At 45.4% G+C, this 16,100-nt stretch carries 13 protein-coding genes and 1 pseudogene; 6 read left to right on the top strand and 8 right to left on the bottom strand.

The window, feature by feature from the left end; translation table 11 throughout:
* Positions 1-198 precede the first annotated feature (198 nt).
* On the top strand, positions 199-2,544 hold the full coding sequence (gene pflB / locus JNG37_RS03445; protein ID WP_158456003.1) for a formate C-acetyltransferase: 2,346 nt from the start codon (positions 199-201) through the stop codon (positions 2,542-2,544).
* A 39-nt stretch (positions 2,545-2,583) separates the two neighbouring features.
* Here the strand turns inward: pflB and JNG37_RS03450 are convergent, their stop codons facing one another.
* The 4 genes and pseudogenes from JNG37_RS03450 to JNG37_RS03465 form a co-directional block, all read right to left on the bottom strand.
* Positions 2,584-3,183 (bottom strand): CHAP domain-containing protein, encoded by a 600-nt coding sequence (locus tag JNG37_RS03450; protein WP_449276434.1) that lies wholly within the window; start codon positions 3,181-3,183, stop codon positions 2,584-2,586.
* A 522-nt stretch (positions 3,184-3,705) separates the two neighbouring features.
* Positions 3,706-4,247 (bottom strand): annotated as a pseudogene (locus JNG37_RS03455) (DUF1697 domain-containing protein).
* Complete coding sequence (locus tag JNG37_RS03460) at positions 4,244-5,185, bottom strand: serine hydrolase domain-containing protein (protein ID WP_158456096.1); 942 nt, start codon at positions 5,183-5,185, stop codon at positions 4,244-4,246. Before JNG37_RS03460 ends, JNG37_RS03455 begins: the two are co-directional and overlap by 4 nt.
* Complete coding sequence (locus JNG37_RS03465; RefSeq protein ID WP_158456007.1) at positions 5,182-5,913, bottom strand: CppA N-terminal domain-containing protein; 732 nt, start codon at positions 5,911-5,913, stop codon at positions 5,182-5,184. The genes JNG37_RS03460 and JNG37_RS03465 overlap by 4 nt, the downstream gene beginning before the upstream one ends.
* Positions 5,914-6,185: 272 nt before the next feature.
* On the opposite strand from JNG37_RS03465, the gene JNG37_RS03470 reads away from it, so the two are divergent.
* Positions 6,186-8,453, top strand: a complete 2,268-nt coding sequence (locus tag JNG37_RS03470; RefSeq protein ID WP_158456010.1) for a Xaa-Pro dipeptidyl-peptidase — start codon at positions 6,186-6,188, stop codon at positions 8,451-8,453.
* Positions 8,454-8,490: 37 nt separating this feature from the next.
* Here the strand turns inward: JNG37_RS03470 and JNG37_RS03475 are convergent, their stop codons facing one another.
* Positions 8,491-9,657, bottom strand: coding sequence for an SIS domain-containing protein (locus JNG37_RS03475; protein ID WP_158456012.1), 1,167 nt, complete (start codon positions 9,655-9,657; stop codon positions 8,491-8,493).
* Between the two features lie 163 nt (positions 9,658-9,820).
* Between JNG37_RS03475 and JNG37_RS03480 the strand changes: the two genes are divergently transcribed.
* Positions 9,821-10,120, top strand: coding sequence for a YbaB/EbfC family nucleoid-associated protein (locus JNG37_RS03480; RefSeq protein WP_158456014.1), 300 nt, complete (start codon positions 9,821-9,823; stop codon positions 10,118-10,120).
* A 40-nt stretch (positions 10,121-10,160) separates the two neighbouring features.
* Here the strand turns inward: JNG37_RS03480 and JNG37_RS03485 are convergent, their stop codons facing one another.
* Positions 10,161-11,924 carry a glycerophosphodiester phosphodiesterase gene (locus JNG37_RS03485; RefSeq protein WP_158456016.1) on the bottom strand — a complete coding sequence of 588 codons (1,764 nt, stop codon included), beginning with the start codon at positions 11,922-11,924 and terminating at the stop codon, positions 10,161-10,163.
* 116 nt (positions 11,925-12,040) lie between these two features.
* On the opposite strand from JNG37_RS03485, the gene JNG37_RS03490 reads away from it, so the two are divergent.
* Positions 12,041-12,826, top strand: a complete 786-nt coding sequence (locus JNG37_RS03490; RefSeq protein WP_158456018.1) for an L-threonylcarbamoyladenylate synthase — start codon at positions 12,041-12,043, stop codon at positions 12,824-12,826.
* A gap of 29 nt (positions 12,827-12,855) precedes the next feature.
* Complete coding sequence (locus JNG37_RS03495) at positions 12,856-13,410, top strand: GNAT family N-acetyltransferase (protein WP_158456020.1); 555 nt, start codon at positions 12,856-12,858, stop codon at positions 13,408-13,410.
* A 435-nt stretch (positions 13,411-13,845) separates the two neighbouring features.
* Here the strand turns inward: JNG37_RS03495 and JNG37_RS03500 are convergent, their stop codons facing one another.
* Entirely contained in the window at positions 13,846-14,340 is a 495-nt protein-coding gene (locus JNG37_RS03500) for a DUF536 domain-containing protein (RefSeq protein ID WP_158456022.1), read from the bottom strand.
* Between the two features lie 125 nt (positions 14,341-14,465).
* Positions 14,466-14,666 carry a cold-shock protein gene (locus tag JNG37_RS03505; protein ID WP_158456024.1) on the bottom strand — a complete coding sequence of 67 codons (201 nt, stop codon included), beginning with the start codon at positions 14,664-14,666 and terminating at the stop codon, positions 14,466-14,468.
* 170 nt (positions 14,667-14,836) lie between these two features.
* Between JNG37_RS03505 and JNG37_RS03510 the strand changes: the two genes are divergently transcribed.
* On the top strand, positions 14,837-16,009 hold the full coding sequence (locus JNG37_RS03510; protein WP_158456026.1) for a BaiN/RdsA family NAD(P)/FAD-dependent oxidoreductase: 1,173 nt from the start codon (positions 14,837-14,839) through the stop codon (positions 16,007-16,009).
* Positions 16,010-16,100 lie beyond the last annotated feature (91 nt).

The raw sequence follows: 16,100 nt of genomic DNA on the forward strand, positions 1-16,100 counted from the left end.
AATGTCAATATGTTAACATGTTTTATATTTTTTAAATTTGATTCTCCTTGCAAAGAAAGATTGAGACTATTTTCACAATTTTTGAAATCTTTTACCACACTTTTCATTTATTTTCAAGTATTTTGACCTTGAAGAAAGTGCTTACACATGATATAATGAACTATGTGAATAAAAAAACTATTTTGAAGGAGAACCCTCATGTCAACAAAAGTAAAAACTAAAAATGTTACTGAAGACATTTTCGCCCAGGCCTGGGAAGGCTTCAAAGGTACAGACTGGCAAGATAAAGCAAGTGTCACTCGCTTCGTTCAAGCCAACTATACGCCCTACGATGGAGATGAAAGTTTCCTTGCTGGCCCAACTGAGCGTTCGCTCCATATCAAGAAAATCATTGAAGAAACAAAAGCTGGCTACGAAGACACTCGCTTCCCAATGGACGTAGATCGCGCTACTTCAATCGCAGATATCCCAGCTGGTTTCATCGATAAAGAAAACGAACTCATCTTCGGTATCCAAAACGATGAACTCTTCAAATTGAACTTCATGCCACGTGGTGGTATTCGTATGGCTGAAACAACTTTGATCGAAAACGGCTATACCCCAGACCCACTTCTTCATGAAATCTATACAAAACACGCTACAACTGTAAACGATGGTATCTTCCGTGCCTACACAGCTGACATCCGCCGTGCTCGCCACTCACATCACGTTTCTGGTCTTCCAGATGCTTACTCACGTGGCCGTATTATCGGTATGTACGCTCGTTTGGCTCTCTACGGAGCTGACTACTTGATGGAAGAAAAAGTAGCTGACTGGAACGCGATTACTGAAATCGATGAAGAGTCAATCCGTCTTCGTGAAGAAATCAACATGCAGTACCAAGCATTGCAACAAGTTGTTCGCTTAGGTGATATGTACGGTGTTGATGTGCGCAAGCCTGCGATGAATACCAAAGAAGCAATCCAATGGACAAACATCGCCTTCATGGCAGTCTGCCGTGTTATCAATGGTGCGGCAACTTCTCTTGGTCGTGTGCCAATCGTTCTTGATATCTACGCAGAACGTGACTTGGCTCGTGGTACATTTACTGAATCAGAAATCCAAGAATTTGTTGATGACTTTGTATTGAAACTTCGTACAGTGAAATTTGCTCGTACAAAAGCCTTCGACGAAATCTACTCTGGTGACCCTACTTTCCTTACAACATCTATGGCAGGTATGGGTAACGATGGTCGTCACCGTGTTACCAAGATGGACTACCGTTTCTTGAACACACTTGACAACATCGGTAACTCTCCAGAGCCAAACTTGACAGTTCTTTGGTCTGACCAACTTCCATACGCTTTCCGTCGCTACTGTATGGCAATGAGCCACAAACACTCTTCTATCCAATATGAAGGTGTAACAACAATGGCCAAAGACGGTTACGGTGAAATGAGCTGTATCTCTTGCTGTGTGTCTCCACTTGACCCAGAAAGCGAAGACAAACGCCACAACATCCAGTACTTCGGTGCGCGTGTTAACGTTTTGAAAGCCCTTCTTTCAAGCTGGAACAACGGTTACGATGATGTCCACAAAGACTATAAAGTATTTGACGGCGTTGAGCCAAACACTTCTGAGATCTTTGACTACGATCAAGTTATTGAAAACTTCGAGAAAGCCCTTGACTGGTTGACTGACACTTACGTTGATGCCATGAACATCATCCACTTCATGACAGACAAGTACAACTACGAAGCGGTTCAAATGGCCTTCTTGCCAACTCACCTTCGTGCAAACATGGGCTTCGGTATCTGTGGATTTGCAAACACTGTTGACTCCTTGTCTGCTATCAAGTACGCACAGGTTAAACCAATCCGTGACGAAGATGGTTTCATCTACGATTACGAAGTAACAGGCGACTTCCCACGTTACGGTGAAGACGATGACCGTGTAGACGACATCGCGAAATGGCTCATGGAAGCATTCTTCACTCGTTTGAACAAACATAAACTCTACAAGAATGCAGAAGCCGCAGTTTCTATCTTGACCATCACTTCAAACGTTGCTTACTCTAAACAAACTGGTAACTCACCTGTTCACCGTGGTGTATTCCTCAACGAAGATGGCTCAGTTAACACTTCTAAAGTGGAATTCTTCCCACCAGGTGCTAACCCAACTTCTAAATCACGTGGTGGTTGGTTGCAAAACTTGAACACCCTTTCTAAGCTCAACTTCAACCATGCCAACGACGGTATCTCATTGACTACTCAGGTTTCTCCAAAAGCACTTGGTAAGACCTTCGATGAGCAAGTATCAAACTTGGTAACCATCCTTGACGGTTACTTCGAGCAAGGTGGCCAACACGTAAACTTGAACGTTATGGACTTGAACGACGTTTACGAGAAAATCATGGCTGGTGAGGATGTTATCGTTCGTATCTCTGGATACTGCGTAAACACCAAATACCTCACTAAAGAACAAAAAACTGAATTGACACAACGTGTCTTCCACGAAGTTCTTTCAATGGATGACCACGCTGCTGAAGTTTCAGGTCAAGCTTAAGAACAAAAAAAGAACACTCCTAATGAGTGTTCTTTTTTACTAATAAGCTGGAGGATAAATGTAGGAAACACTTCCCTGGTATACTGTCGGTGTAAACCATCCACGATAGTTGTCAATCCATTGCAGGCCGTTGTAGTTGGCTTCCAAAACCTGGATTTGCCCCCACTGATTCACTTCTGTCACGTAGGCAACGTGACCATAACCACCATCATCCCAGACCACAATCGATCCAACCTGGGGCTGACTTCCAACAAGGAACCCTTGCGCAGCAGCATTACGAGCCCAATCTGCAGCATTGCCCCACCAGTCACCTGCCCAGCCAGTTAATTTCTGCACTGCCCAGGTACATTGACCCACAGGGTAATTGATACCTGCTTCATAGGTAAAGCCTGGTAGGTAGTAATCTGAGGTAGCTGTTTGCACTTGTTGAGCGGTGGCTGTCACTGTCAAGACTTGACCAGGCAACAACAAGCCATAAATATCCATTCCATTGAGTTGGGCAAGTTGGTACATGTCCATTCCAAACTTGGCTGCAATAGCAGATAGGCTGTCACCATATTGAACTGTATAGCTTGTCTCCTGACTGGCAGACGGACTAGCTACCCAGTTATCTGCAACCTGTAAGACCTGTCCAGGCAATAAAAGATCATTGATGGTCATCTGATTGGCTTCTGCCAATTGATACATATCCATCTGGTGCGCCGCAGCAATGGACGAAAAGGAATCGCCTACCTGAACCTGGTATTCTGCTGCTTGAGCAGTCAGCCCTGAAATCAAACCTGTTCCCAAGAGAAGACTGCAGAGGGTCATTTTTTGTTTCATAGAATCTCTCCTTTACTTCTCTTCCACTCTATCACGCTAAAATCTCAAGCAAATTGAAAACTGATGACAATTTGATGTCAGAAATGTAATACTCAATGAAAATCAAAATCAAACTAGCTCCAAAGGTTTGGGGAACCTTTGGAGGTTGGAGATAGGCGAACGTAGTTCGTTTCTACTTATGCAGATAGAACTCTGTCACTTTATTATTGTCAAGTGACAGGCTGGAAACCTCCACTGGAGCTTTCCACTCATCAAATCAAGTCAACAAGGTCTGATTTTGATTTTCGAAGAGTATAAAAAAGGAAAACAGTCACAAGTCGTTTCCCTTCATTTTCTTCTTCATTTTTCCAAAAACTCCGCCAATTTGACAAAGGTCTTGTGATTGCGGATGGTTAAGCTCTTGTAGAAAACCTGATGGGCAAGCTTTTTATGATAGGCCGTCTGCAAATAAGACTGCTCATCATATTTACCCCAGAAGAGAGCCGTCTGCCCAAAGTAAATAATCTCCTCTCCCAAGTCCAGCTGGCTCACCCAGTCCTCAATCAAAGTCTTCTGACTCCTATCTGTATAGAACAAAACATCCTTCCGAGCCATGTCATCCTCCCACCAAGCAGCTAGCTCTGCCCTACTTCTGTCGCATAATCCTCAGTACTCAAAAGAGAGAATCCTTCAACAAAGGGATAGTGACTAGCAAAGAAGTCATGAAAGTCCGCCACAATCTCCTCTAGCTCCTTTTCCGTATCAAAGAAGAGATTGCCGCTGTTGATGTAGGTTTCAACATTGTCACAGCCCAAATCTGCCACCGTTTGACGCAATTCAGCCATCACAACCTTATTACGACCGCCAACATTGATCCCTCTCAGCAATAGCACATATCTCATTGTCCTTCTCCCTCCAAGACCTGACGAATCAGAGCCATAACTTGGTTTCTATCCAACTTCCACTGGGCCCGCTCATCCTTGTCAAAGGTCCGGTTGGAGAGAAAAATCGCAGCTTTCTGCAAAGGACGATTGTACATGATAAAGGTCCCTGTATAGCCTGTGTGCGACAACCAGTCCCCCTTCTTATCCCAGGCCAGAGACCGCTTGCGCTTATCATCAAAACCGTAATCCTGCGTTAAATTTGTCGCAAAGTCAGCCGTCAGACAGTGTTCCAAAAAGATTTCCAAATCTTTGACGGTCGAAAAGAGGCCTGCACTCCCTGCATGAAGCCCTAAAACACGCGCCTTGGGATCATGCACCACACCTGCTTTGACGCCACGCACCGTCGGCACCGCCTGACTGACTGGTCCAAAGGAGGTTTGGGACATGCCAAAGGGCTCTAGAACATCTCGACTAATCAGCTGGTCTAGACTGTCTCTACCCAGTTCCTCCAACAAAAAGCCCAGCAAGAGAAAATTAATGTCTGTGTAGAGGAAATCTTTCTTATCCGTTACGGTAATCTTCAAAATTGCTTCCTTGAGCTGGTCGGCATCCAGACTATCCCGATTGGGAATGAAGGGATCGATACCACTAGTATGGGTCAATAATTGCCGAATGGTGACCTCACTATCCGCAAAAGCTGGATAATAAGACTGCAAGGTCCTATCTAACTCCAAAGCTCCGCTATTAACCAGAAAAGTCGCAAGAGTCCCTACTCCAACCACCTTGGAAACAGAAGCCAAGTCATAGGTCAAACCTGCCTCAACTGGCGTATGGCCATCCTGGGTCCCTAGATAGTACTCCTTCCACTGGCCCTTAGAAAAAAGAGCCAGACTGGCACCAGGATAAACTCCTTGCCCAATCTGCTCTGAAATCTTGTCTAAAATCGCTTGTCTCATTTTTCGAACCACAATTCAATGCCACCTAGGTCCCTTGTCTGAATAAAACGCTCACGCTTGTCCTTGAAATATCCATCTGGCAAGACTGCTTCTAGGGGATCCCAGTCGAAGTCCTGTCGCACCGCAAAACGCAAGCTATCCAAATCCCAAACTTCCTCAGCTGGTGTCTGCAAGTCATCACCCTCTGCCTGTTCGAAACGAACAAGCTCCTGATCTCCCAACAGTTTTTGATAAAAGGCTTGACTAGCTGCCTGATCTGGTGTTCGCAGTACAACCTCCTCTATCAAAGCCTGACTGAAACCGTCAAAGCTTTCTTTAGAGGCAAAAGGATAGGGAGCCAGTATTTCAACCAAATCCTCACGGCTCTCTTCACCATGAACCAAGAAGCGGTCTCCTTCTGGCGATAGGCATTCAAAAGCAAGGCCACGTTTTCCTTTATACAATGTTGAATAAGAGGCACCAGTAGCCAAAAGCGCTTCAATCTCTTCGACCTGTGCTACTTTCAGCACTAGAAGAGCCAGTTTTTTCAAGCCCTTAACCTGACGGGTACGGGCACTAGGTGATTCCATCAAACTCAAGACCAATTCTTTTGATTGGTGGCTTGAAAAATCAGCAAATGGTCCATCTTCTAATAGGGTCTTCAAACCCAAATTTTTCTCGATAAATTCTTGATTGATAGCCCGGTTATTAACACGCAAAACAGGGACTACATGCTTGTCTCGTAACATCTCATACTCCTCAATACTATACCATACTATTGTAATGGAAAATGTCGAATTTTACAAATAATATATAAAAATCAACTCCCGTTTTTTCTAACTTTTTGACCTCATTTTGGCAAATCTGTCCCAGGTTTGAACAAGTTCCAATTTTCCACACAAACGATACTTGACAAGCCTCGCTACTTTCTTTATGCTAACAGTAGCGTGAAAACGAAGTAAGGACCATTCTATCAACAATGGTCTCTAAAGTAAAGGATTTATACAAGAAAGGAACATGTATGCGTTTCAATGCCTATTCCTACATTACAAGCCCCATGGGTCAGATGATTGAGGAACTCCACCAGATTGGCTTTACTCTGGATTCTCAAGTTTGTCCTAAAGTCACTCTCGAAACCTTTGTCAGAAAGTGCCAGTTCCTGACAGCAAACACCGACTTTGCCCTATCCAACATGATTGCGGATTGGAAGACAGATCTCTTGACCTTCTTCCAATCTGACCGTGAGCTGACAGACCAGATTTTCTATCAAGTGGCATTTCAGTTGCTAGGCTTCGTGCCTGGTGTGGACTACACCGATGTGGAGGAATTCCGCAAGACCAGCCAGTTCCCCGTTGTCTATGGGGATGTCATCGATAACCTCTACCAACTCCTCAATACTCGCACCAAGTCTGGAAATACCTTGATTGACCAGCTGGTCAGCGACGACCTGATTCCAGAGGACAATCGCTACCATTTCTTCAACGGCAAATCCTTGGCAACTTTTTCGACCAAGGACCTCATTCGTGAGGTAGTTTATGTCGAAACACCTGTTGATACGGCGGGGACTGGACAGACTGACATTGTCAAGGTTTCCATTCTCCGTCCTCACTTTGACGGGAAAATCCCTGCGGTGATTACCAACAGTCCCTATCATCAAGGAGTGAACGATGTAGCCAGCGATAAGGCCCTGCATAAGATGGAAGGCGAGTTAGCACAGAAAACTGCTGGTACCATTCAAGTCAAGCAGTCCAGCATCACCAAGCTAGACTTGGACCAGCGGGACCTGCCTGTCAGCCCTGCTACTGAAAAACTGGGGCACATTACTTCATACTCCCTCAATGACTACTTCCTCGCTCGCGGCTTTGCCAGCCTCCATGTGTCTGGTGTCGGCACGCTGGGCTCAACAGGCTACATGACATCTGGCGACTACCAGCAGGTGGAGGGCTATAAAGCGGTGATTGACTGGCTAAACGGTCGCACCAAGGCCTACACAGACCATACTCGCTCGCTTGAGGTCAAGGCCGATTGGGCCAATGGTAAGGTGGCGACGACGGGACTGTCTTATCTGGGCACCATGTCCAATGCCTTGGCAACAACTGGCGTGGACGGATTGGAAGTCGTCATCGCAGAAGCAGGGATTTCCTCTTGGTATGACTACTACCGTGAAAACGGGCTGGTGACTAGCCCTGGCGGCTATCCAGGCGAGGACTTGGACAGCTTGACCGCCCTGACCTACTCCAAGAGTCTGCAAGCAGGGGACTTCCTCCGCAATAAAGCAGCCTACGAAAAAGGACTGGCGGCAGAACGTGCTGCCCTGGACCGCACCAGCGGCGACTACAATCAATACTGGCATGACCGCAATTATCTGCTCCACGCAGACAAGGTCAAATGCGAAGTCGTCTTTACCCACGGCTCACAGGACTGGAATGTCAAGCCAATCCATGTCTGGAATATGTTTCATGCCCTGCCAAGCCAGCTCAAAAAGCACCTCTTTTTCCACAACGGGGCCCATGTTTATATGAACAACTGGCAGTCTATCGACTTCCGTGAGTCCATGAACGCCCTGCTCAGCCAAAAACTGCTGGGCTACGAGAATAACTACCAACTGCCAACGGTTATCTGGCAGGACAACAGCGGTGAGCAGACTTGGACGACCTTGGACACCTTTGGCGGTGAAAACGAGGCTGTCTTGCCACTAGGTACTGGAAGCCAGACCATTTCCAATCAATATGCCCAAGAAGATTTTGACCGCTACGGCAAATCCTACCCAGCTTTCCACCAAGACCTCTATGCAGGCAAGGCCAACCAAGTCAGCATCGAACTGCCTGTAACGGAGGACCTCCTGCTCAACGGACAGGTCACGTTGAAACTACGTGTAGCTTCTAGTGTAGCCAAAGGCCTCTTATCTGCTCAGCTATTGGACAAGGGAAATAAAAGACGCCTAGCTCCAATACCAACACCGAAAACAAGATTGAGCTTGGACAACGGTCGTTACCATGTCCAAGAAAATCTGCTGGAATTACCTTATGTGGAGATGCCGCAACGCTTGGTAACCAAGGGCTTTATGAACTTACAAAACCGCACCGACCTGATGACTGTCGAGGAAGTGGTGCCAGACCAATGGATGGACCTGAGCTGGAAACTGCAGCCGACCATTTATCAGCTGAAAAAAGGCGATGTCTTGGAGTTGATTCTCTACACTACCGACTTTGAGTGTACTGTTCGGGACAATAGCGACTGGACCATTTCTCTTGAATTGGACCAGTCTAGCCTTCATTTGCCATATTAAAAAAGAGCTTCCGCGAGAGGAAGCTCTTTTGGCACGCTTATGGTAGTGGGTGGATGATAACTCCCTGTACGACACGGTTAACCGTGCCAGTTGGTGATGGTGTATCTGGCAAGTTTTTACACTTGAGAGCTGCCATCACGGAGAAAGTTTGGGCAAAAAGGATATATGGGAAAGTCAAGAAGACATCTGGTAGATTTTCTCCGCCAGAAGCCAAGACAAAGTTAGCTGCTTCTGTACCTTCCAATGGGCTCGCAGATAGAGCCACGATACGCGTAACAATGCCATCACCGTACACCTCATTGATCAAATCAACATCGTATTGACGGGTGTATGGATCGTTGGATGTGAACACGATGACAACCGTTTTTTCATTAATAAGAGACTTTGGTCCATGACGGAAGCCAAGTGGTGATTCATACATGGTGGCAATCTTACCAGCTGTCAACTCCAAAATCTTCAGCTGAGCTTCATGCGCCACACCGTAGAAACCACCGGCACCAAGATAAATAACTCGTTCAAAGTCTTGACCGACCAATTCTTCAACATAGTCTTCACGGTCCAAGACATCTTGTCCCAGGCTAACAATCGTCTCCACCCAAGCAGCTTTCTCTTCTTGGCTAGCTGGCGAGAAGACAAGTAGAGCAGTTAGGGCCATGCAGGAGTATGAACCTGTCATTGCAAAGCCCTTATCGTTTGAACCCGCAGGTTGCAAGAGCAAGAGATTTTCTTCATCACCTGCAGCTGCCTGCGCCAATTTGCCCTCTGGAGCACAGGTAATAGTCACTTGATAAAGTTTATCAACGATTTGTTTGGCAACTTCTACTGCCGCCACACTTTCAGGTGAATTTCCGCTGCGCGCAAAAGAAACCAAAATCGTTGGAAGGTCAGCTTGCAAGTAGTCATAGGGTCTGCTCACCAATTCAACTGTCCCAACTGTTGTGAAACGAATCGATTTCAAATCATTGACTTGGTTTAAGTAGTTGGCAATGGACTGACCAACAAAATCAGATGTCCCTGCACCTGCAAAAATAACATGGACAAAATCATGACGTTCTTTGATTGCACCGATAAAACGCTCAATAGCCTCTAGTTGCCCTTGATACAGTTCATGCGCCTCCTTCCATAAACCAGGTTGTTGGAAAATTTCTGGCACTGTAATGCTAGCGCCCAGTCTCTCCAATTCTTCTTTAGCTAAACGAAACATAGCTCCTCCTTTGCTGGTTATAACCAGTTTTTCTTTTATTATACTACGCCCACCAGTAAAGGTCAATAGAAAATAGGTTGATATATTGTATGCAAAAAGCGTCTATTTCCCCCTGACAGGAAAAATGGTATAATACAGTATTAGCATTTAGGAGGACAAGAAAATGATGAACATGCAACAAATGATGAAACAGGCACAAAAACTGCAGAAACAAATGGAAAAGAGCCAGGCGGAATTGGCTGCCATGGAATTCACAGGTCACTCTGCCCAAGAACTCGTTTCTGCTACGGTTACAGGGGATAAAAAATTGGTAGCTGTCAGCTTTAAACCAGAGGTCGTGGACCCTGAGGACCTCGAAACCTTGCAGGATATGACTGTCCAAGCTGTCAATCAAGCCTTAGACTTGGCAGACCAAGCAACCAAAAAAACTCTCGGTGCCTTTGCAGGAAAATTACCATTCTAAACAACAAGAAAAAAACGGACAGATGTCCGTTTTTTTCTTGTTACCCTTCAAATTGGTAGAGGAGTTTTTGGAATTGGATCAGGAAAAGGTCACTATAAGAAGTATTCTCCTGAAAGTTCTTCATCAAGTCTTGCATTACAGCCAGCTGGTCGGTGATAATCCCATCCACTTGCAACAAAATCATTTGAGTCATGGTTTCTTCATCGTTAGGGGTCCAGGCATAGACAGATTTTCCATATAGCCAGGACTTGACCATAAAGTTTTGGTCCAAAGAAGAATATTCCATAGTATAACCATCCGCAAGGGTCTGTGGATAAATCGAGTTAAAGGGCAAGATAAAGAAAGAAACAAGGGCTTCATCGTATTCCTTTACCTCGATAATGGTTTGGTAATCCAGCGACTGAATCTGGTGCCCCTTGTCTAGTAGGCGTTGCCCGTATTTTTCTAGGAAAGTTTTAGTCAAATCAGGGGAATCTTGGTCTGTTACCTTGATTTCTACCAGCAGTTTCTGCCCCAGCTGATCTGCCTTGTCCAAGTAAGCATCGAAAGAAGGAACCGGACTGGACATGCCGTTTTCTGAAGCTGTCATCTTAGTCAATTCTTCTAGAGTGTAATCATGGGTCCCGCCTGGATTGCCTGTGAGGGCCTGAAGGTCTGTATCGTGCATAACGACAAACTCAAGGTCCTTGGTTTCCTGAATATCCATCTCAACAAAATCAGGTGATAGTTGGGCAGTCTTTTCCAAGGAATCTAGGGTATTTTGCACTCCGTTCGCATTGTCAACACCCCTGTGGGAAATCGTGATAGGCAAGGTTTCCAACGGATAATAAAAAGTCACCGCCCCTTGAACCCCATAATAAAGACTCGCTGTTGCAACAATAGCCAGTCGAAGTCGGTGACGTAGGCGCTTACGACGATAGCTTGGTAAATGTTTGCCTGTCACCAAGGTCACAAACTTGGTCATAAACAAGGCAATGGCACTGTAAAAAGCCAACCGTAGCAAGACATAATGGACTATGACCATCGGATAGGCCAAGATCGGAACAAATCGTTCCACCAAGACCTGAACAGTATAGAAACAAAGACCACTCAAGAAAAAGAGCAAGGTCGATTGTAAGATAATGCCGATCAAGGAAAAGAAATGCCCCACCTGATTCCGACCACTTGTCTTGTCCCAAGAATAGCGAATGGACTCTTTCACACTTCGGTGCTCAAAGTAAACCTTGGGAATGGCATACATCAGTCTAGATGCCAGCCAAAAGAAGACCAGGAGGGCTAACAAAAAGAAGAGGCTGACCAGCAAGATATTGGTCAAGTAATCGACGACAAACTCAGGAATGACCAGCTTGTTAAAATAATAGATATTCAGAAGCCGCCTCAAAAAAGGCAATAATATGACGGCATAAAAGAGCAGGAAAATCAATTTTGGAAGGCTGATATGTCGCAAAATCGCCAACATACTCCTGCTCACATCCCGCAGATAATCAGGTAGGTGCTTCACATTTTGATCCAGTAACTGCCAGACTCCTGTAAACAAAAGGGCCAGCTCCAAGTAAGCCACGAAGATATTGGCGACAAACAAGAGGAGGAACAAGAGAGTTACAAAGCCATTTTCTGAAAAAACTGCCAGAGCATTGGTCGGTGATAGATAGGCGTGACCCGTCAAACTCAGAAGCGCTTCTGCCAACCAAGAATTTAAGGGAATCCATATAAATTCCATAAAGGCAAAAGAGGAGGCAAAGAGGAGGAGGATCTTGTCTAGATTGTAATAAATTTTCTGAAATTCTCGTCTTATTCGTTTCATGAATCTAGTTTCCCACAATTCAAATTCTTTTGCAAGACCTTCTTTGTGAAACAACTTGTTTTTTTGCAAAATTCTGATATAATTGAATTATCTGACAATTTAAAAGGAGCCAATTTATGACAAAACAAATTCATTGGGATGGCCAACTTTCACAAGAAGGCCTTGATATTATCAAAGGGGAAGGCGGCGTTATCGTTTGCCCGACTAAGGTAGGCTACATCATCATGACCGCAGATAAGGCCGGTTTGGAACGCAAGTTTGACGCAAAAGAGCGCAAGCGCAATAAACCAGGTGTCGTTCTCTGTGGTAGTATGGAAGAGTTGCGTGAATTGGCCCAGTTGACCCCTGAGATTGATGCTTTCTACCAAACCCACTGGGATCAGGATATCCTGCTGGGCTGTATCCTTCCATGGAAGCCAGAAGCCTACGAAAAGCTCCAAGCCTATGGAGATGGGCGTGAGGAATTGATGACCGATACTCGCAAAACCTCTTGCTTTGTCATCAAGTTTGGTGTAGCTGGTGAGCAAATCGCCAAGGAAATGTGGGAAAAAGAGGGACGTATGGTCTATGCTTCTTCTGCTAACCCATCTGGTAAGGGAAATCGTGGCAAGGTAGAAGGAATTGGCGAGCGCATCGCTTCTAAGGTTGACTTGGTGATTGAGGCGGATGACTATGTCGCTTCAATTCAACCTGATAAAACGATTGAAACTCGCTATGAGCAAGGGGTTATGGTGTCCATGGTTGATAAGGATGGTAAACTTATTCCAGAACAAGGTCCTGCCAGCCGCTCTATCAGTCCTTGTCCAGTCGTGATTCGCAAGGGATTGGACATCGATAAAATTATGATGAATCTTTCTGATCATTTCAACTCTTGGGATTACCGCCAAGGAGAATACTACTAGTCACTCTTTTCTTGTGAGGAAAGTACAAGATGCCAACTATCACTCTACAGCCATTTACAACTGATCGACTCCATCGCTTGTGGGAAATCGGCTATCGCCAAGCTGCTCCACGCTGGAAGGAATTTGCAGCTCCCTATTTTGATGACTACCATGCTTATGCTCGCTTTGAAGACTTTCAAGCAGCCCCACTCTACCAGTGGTTACAAAAAGAGGCCGTTAGAGCCATTCTCCTGGATGACCAGCCGATTGGCTTTGTAAGCTATTACTGGGAATGCCAGCCAACACGCTGGCTAGAAGTCGGGATCGAAATCCATGACGACAGTATCTGGGGAAAAGGGTATGGGACAACTGCCCTCAAAATTTGGCTCAACATGATTTTTGACCAATTTCCCGATTTAGAACACATTGGTCTCACAACCTGGTCCGGCAATCCTGGCATGATGCGTGCCGCTGAGAAGCTAGGCATGACCAAGGAAGCCCAGATTCGAAAAGTCCGCTATTGGCAAGGTCACTACTACGATTCCGTCAAATATGGGATCATACGAGAGGAATGGCTAGAACAAAAGAAAAAATCAAGTTCCTAATTTGGAACTTGATTTTTTTCGCATTTCCAGCCTCAGGCTGAAACAGTCTAGCTCCAGACTGAACCTCGCTCTCCGGTTTCTGAGCTCGGGCTGAAACAGTCTATCCCCAGACTGAACCTCGCTTTCCGGTTTCTGGGCTCGGGCTGAAACAGTCTAGCCCCAGACTGTTTCACTCCCCCAGACCTGATTCGCTTTCTAAACTTCAAGCTCATGATAAAAAGGTCCCCCGGACCTTAATTCGCTTTCTAAATTTCAAGCTCATGATAAAAAGGTCCCCCGGACCTTAATTCGCTTTCTAAATTTCAAGCTCATGATAAAAAGGTCCACCGGACCTGATTCGCTTTCTAAACTTCAAGCTCATGATAAAAAGGTCCACCGGACCTTAATTCGCTTTCTAAACTTCAAGCTCATGATAAAAAGGTCCCCCGGACCTTTTTATTTACCAAACAATCTTGCGAAAAAGCCTTTCGCTTTGACTTCTTCTACGTGGGCCTTGGCTTCTTCCAATTCTAATTTTAATACGTCCTTGTCCGCCATAGCTTTCAAGGTGAGTTGCTGTTGCTGGTCTAATTGCTTGTCTTTCTCTGCAATTTGGACGTCCTTAATTCGCAACTGCTCATCTTTTTCTGCAATCTGCTTGTCCTTGGCCAAGATTTGATCGTAGAGTCGGATGATTTCATCATTTTTTTCATCAATCCGAATCTCTAAAATCTCGCGTTGGCGGACTTCGTCACTGACTGGCTCATCTTCAAAAATCGTTGTCTTGTAGATTTCTTCAAGTTTCACCAAACCAGCGCGATTGACAACTGTGACACCCTTGTCATTTTTTTCCACGTATTCCTCTGGCAAAGATTTCACACGGTTATTCATGGCCTGTCGGCTAACTCCTAAGATCTCAGCTAATTCGCTGACCGTTTTCTCAATTCCCATAATTTCCTCAATTATATGTTCATTTTCTCATTTGTCTGTATCATTAAAATATTACCACAAGAGGAGTTTGCTGTCAAATTTACCAAAACTAATAAGGAAAAGGCCCTCCAAAGGAGGGCAATTTTTTACTGTTTGACGATGTTGGTCGCCTGAGGTCCACGTTGACCTTCCGTCACATCAAAGGTCACTTTTTGACCTTCATCCAAGCTTTTAAAACCATTGCTTTGGATTTCTGAAAAATGTGCAAATACATCTGATCCATTTTCCTGAGCGATGAAGCCGAAGCCCTTCTCAGCGTTGAACCATTTTACTGTTCCTTGTGCCATGTCACTACTTCCTTTCTCTAGATTTGTAAAACTAGAAAGGGTAAAGCAGGTGAAACACAAACAAAACTCAAAAACTAATCTACCTGCCTACTCTAACAGGAAAGGTGGACAAAGTCAAGGAGAAGCCTTCATTTTGAAAAACTTTCCTGAATTTGTGTTACAATAAAGCTATGAATACAGTAGATACCATTATTATCGGAGCAGGGCCAGCCGGCATGATGGCCGCTATTTCTTCCAGTTTTTACGGCAAGAAGACCCTGCTCCTCGAAAAAAACAAGCGTTTGGGCAAGAAACTGTCTGGTACAGGTGGCGGACGTTGCAATGTGACCAACAACGGCACCTTGGAAGACCTGCTGGCTGGCATTCCTGGAAATGGCCGCTTTCTATACAGCGTCTTTTCTCAGTTTGACAACCATGACATCATGAATTTCTTTCAGGAAAACGGGGTCAAGCTCAAAGTGGAGGACCACGGCCGTGTCTTTCCGACCACCGACCGTTCCCAGACCATTATCAAGTGCCTGGAAATGAAGATGCTGGAAAATGGCGTGGACATCCGCACAGGAACTGAGGTGGTTTCCGTCCGCAAGATTGACGACCTCTTCCATGTCAAGACCAGCGAGGAGACTTTTACAGCTCCCCAGCTGATTGTCACCACCGGCGGCAAGACCTATCCTTCCACTGGCTCGACTGGCTTTGGCCACGACATTGCCCGCCACTTCAAGCTGGAAGTCACGGAGATTGAGGCTGCAGAAAGCCCCGTTCTGACCGACTTCCCCCACAAGAAGCTGCAAGGCATTTCCCTAGACGACGTCACCCTGACCTACGGCAAGCACGTCATCACCCACGACCTGCTCTTTACCCACTTTGGCCTGTCGGGACCCGCTGCCCTTCGGCTGTCTAGTTTTGTTAAAGGCAGCGAAACCGCATTTCTCGATGCTCTGCCGACCCATTCTGAACAAGATTTGTTTGAACATTTAGAAGCCAACAGGGAAAAATCCGTCAAGAATGCCCTCAGAGAACTCATGCCAGACCGCCTAGCAGACTTTTTCGCTGAAAACTACGATAGCAAGGTCAAGCAAGTTTCTCAAAAGGACCTGGCTGACCTGGTCACCCTCCTCAAAGCTTTACCCATCAAGATTACAGGAAAGATGTCCCTAGCCAAATCCTTTGTGACCAAGGGTGGCGTTGACCTCAAGGAAATCAATCCAAAAACCTTGGAAAGTAAGAAAATTCCTGGCCTCCACTTTGCAGGAGAGGTCTTGGACATCAACGCCCATACAGGTGGCTTTAACATTACCTACTGTCTAGCAACTGGCTGGGTGGCAGGAAGTTTGCATTACTAGTTTTTACATCAAGTTCAAGCAAAATTTTGCTTGAATTTTTTTGTTTATTATTGTATGATAATTCCATAACAATATAACAAAAGGAGATTGG

Origin of the sequence: Streptococcus suis (assembly GCF_016775005.1) — a bacterium.
Classification (GTDB): Bacteria; Bacillota; Bacilli; order Lactobacillales; family Streptococcaceae; genus Streptococcus; species Streptococcus suivaginalis.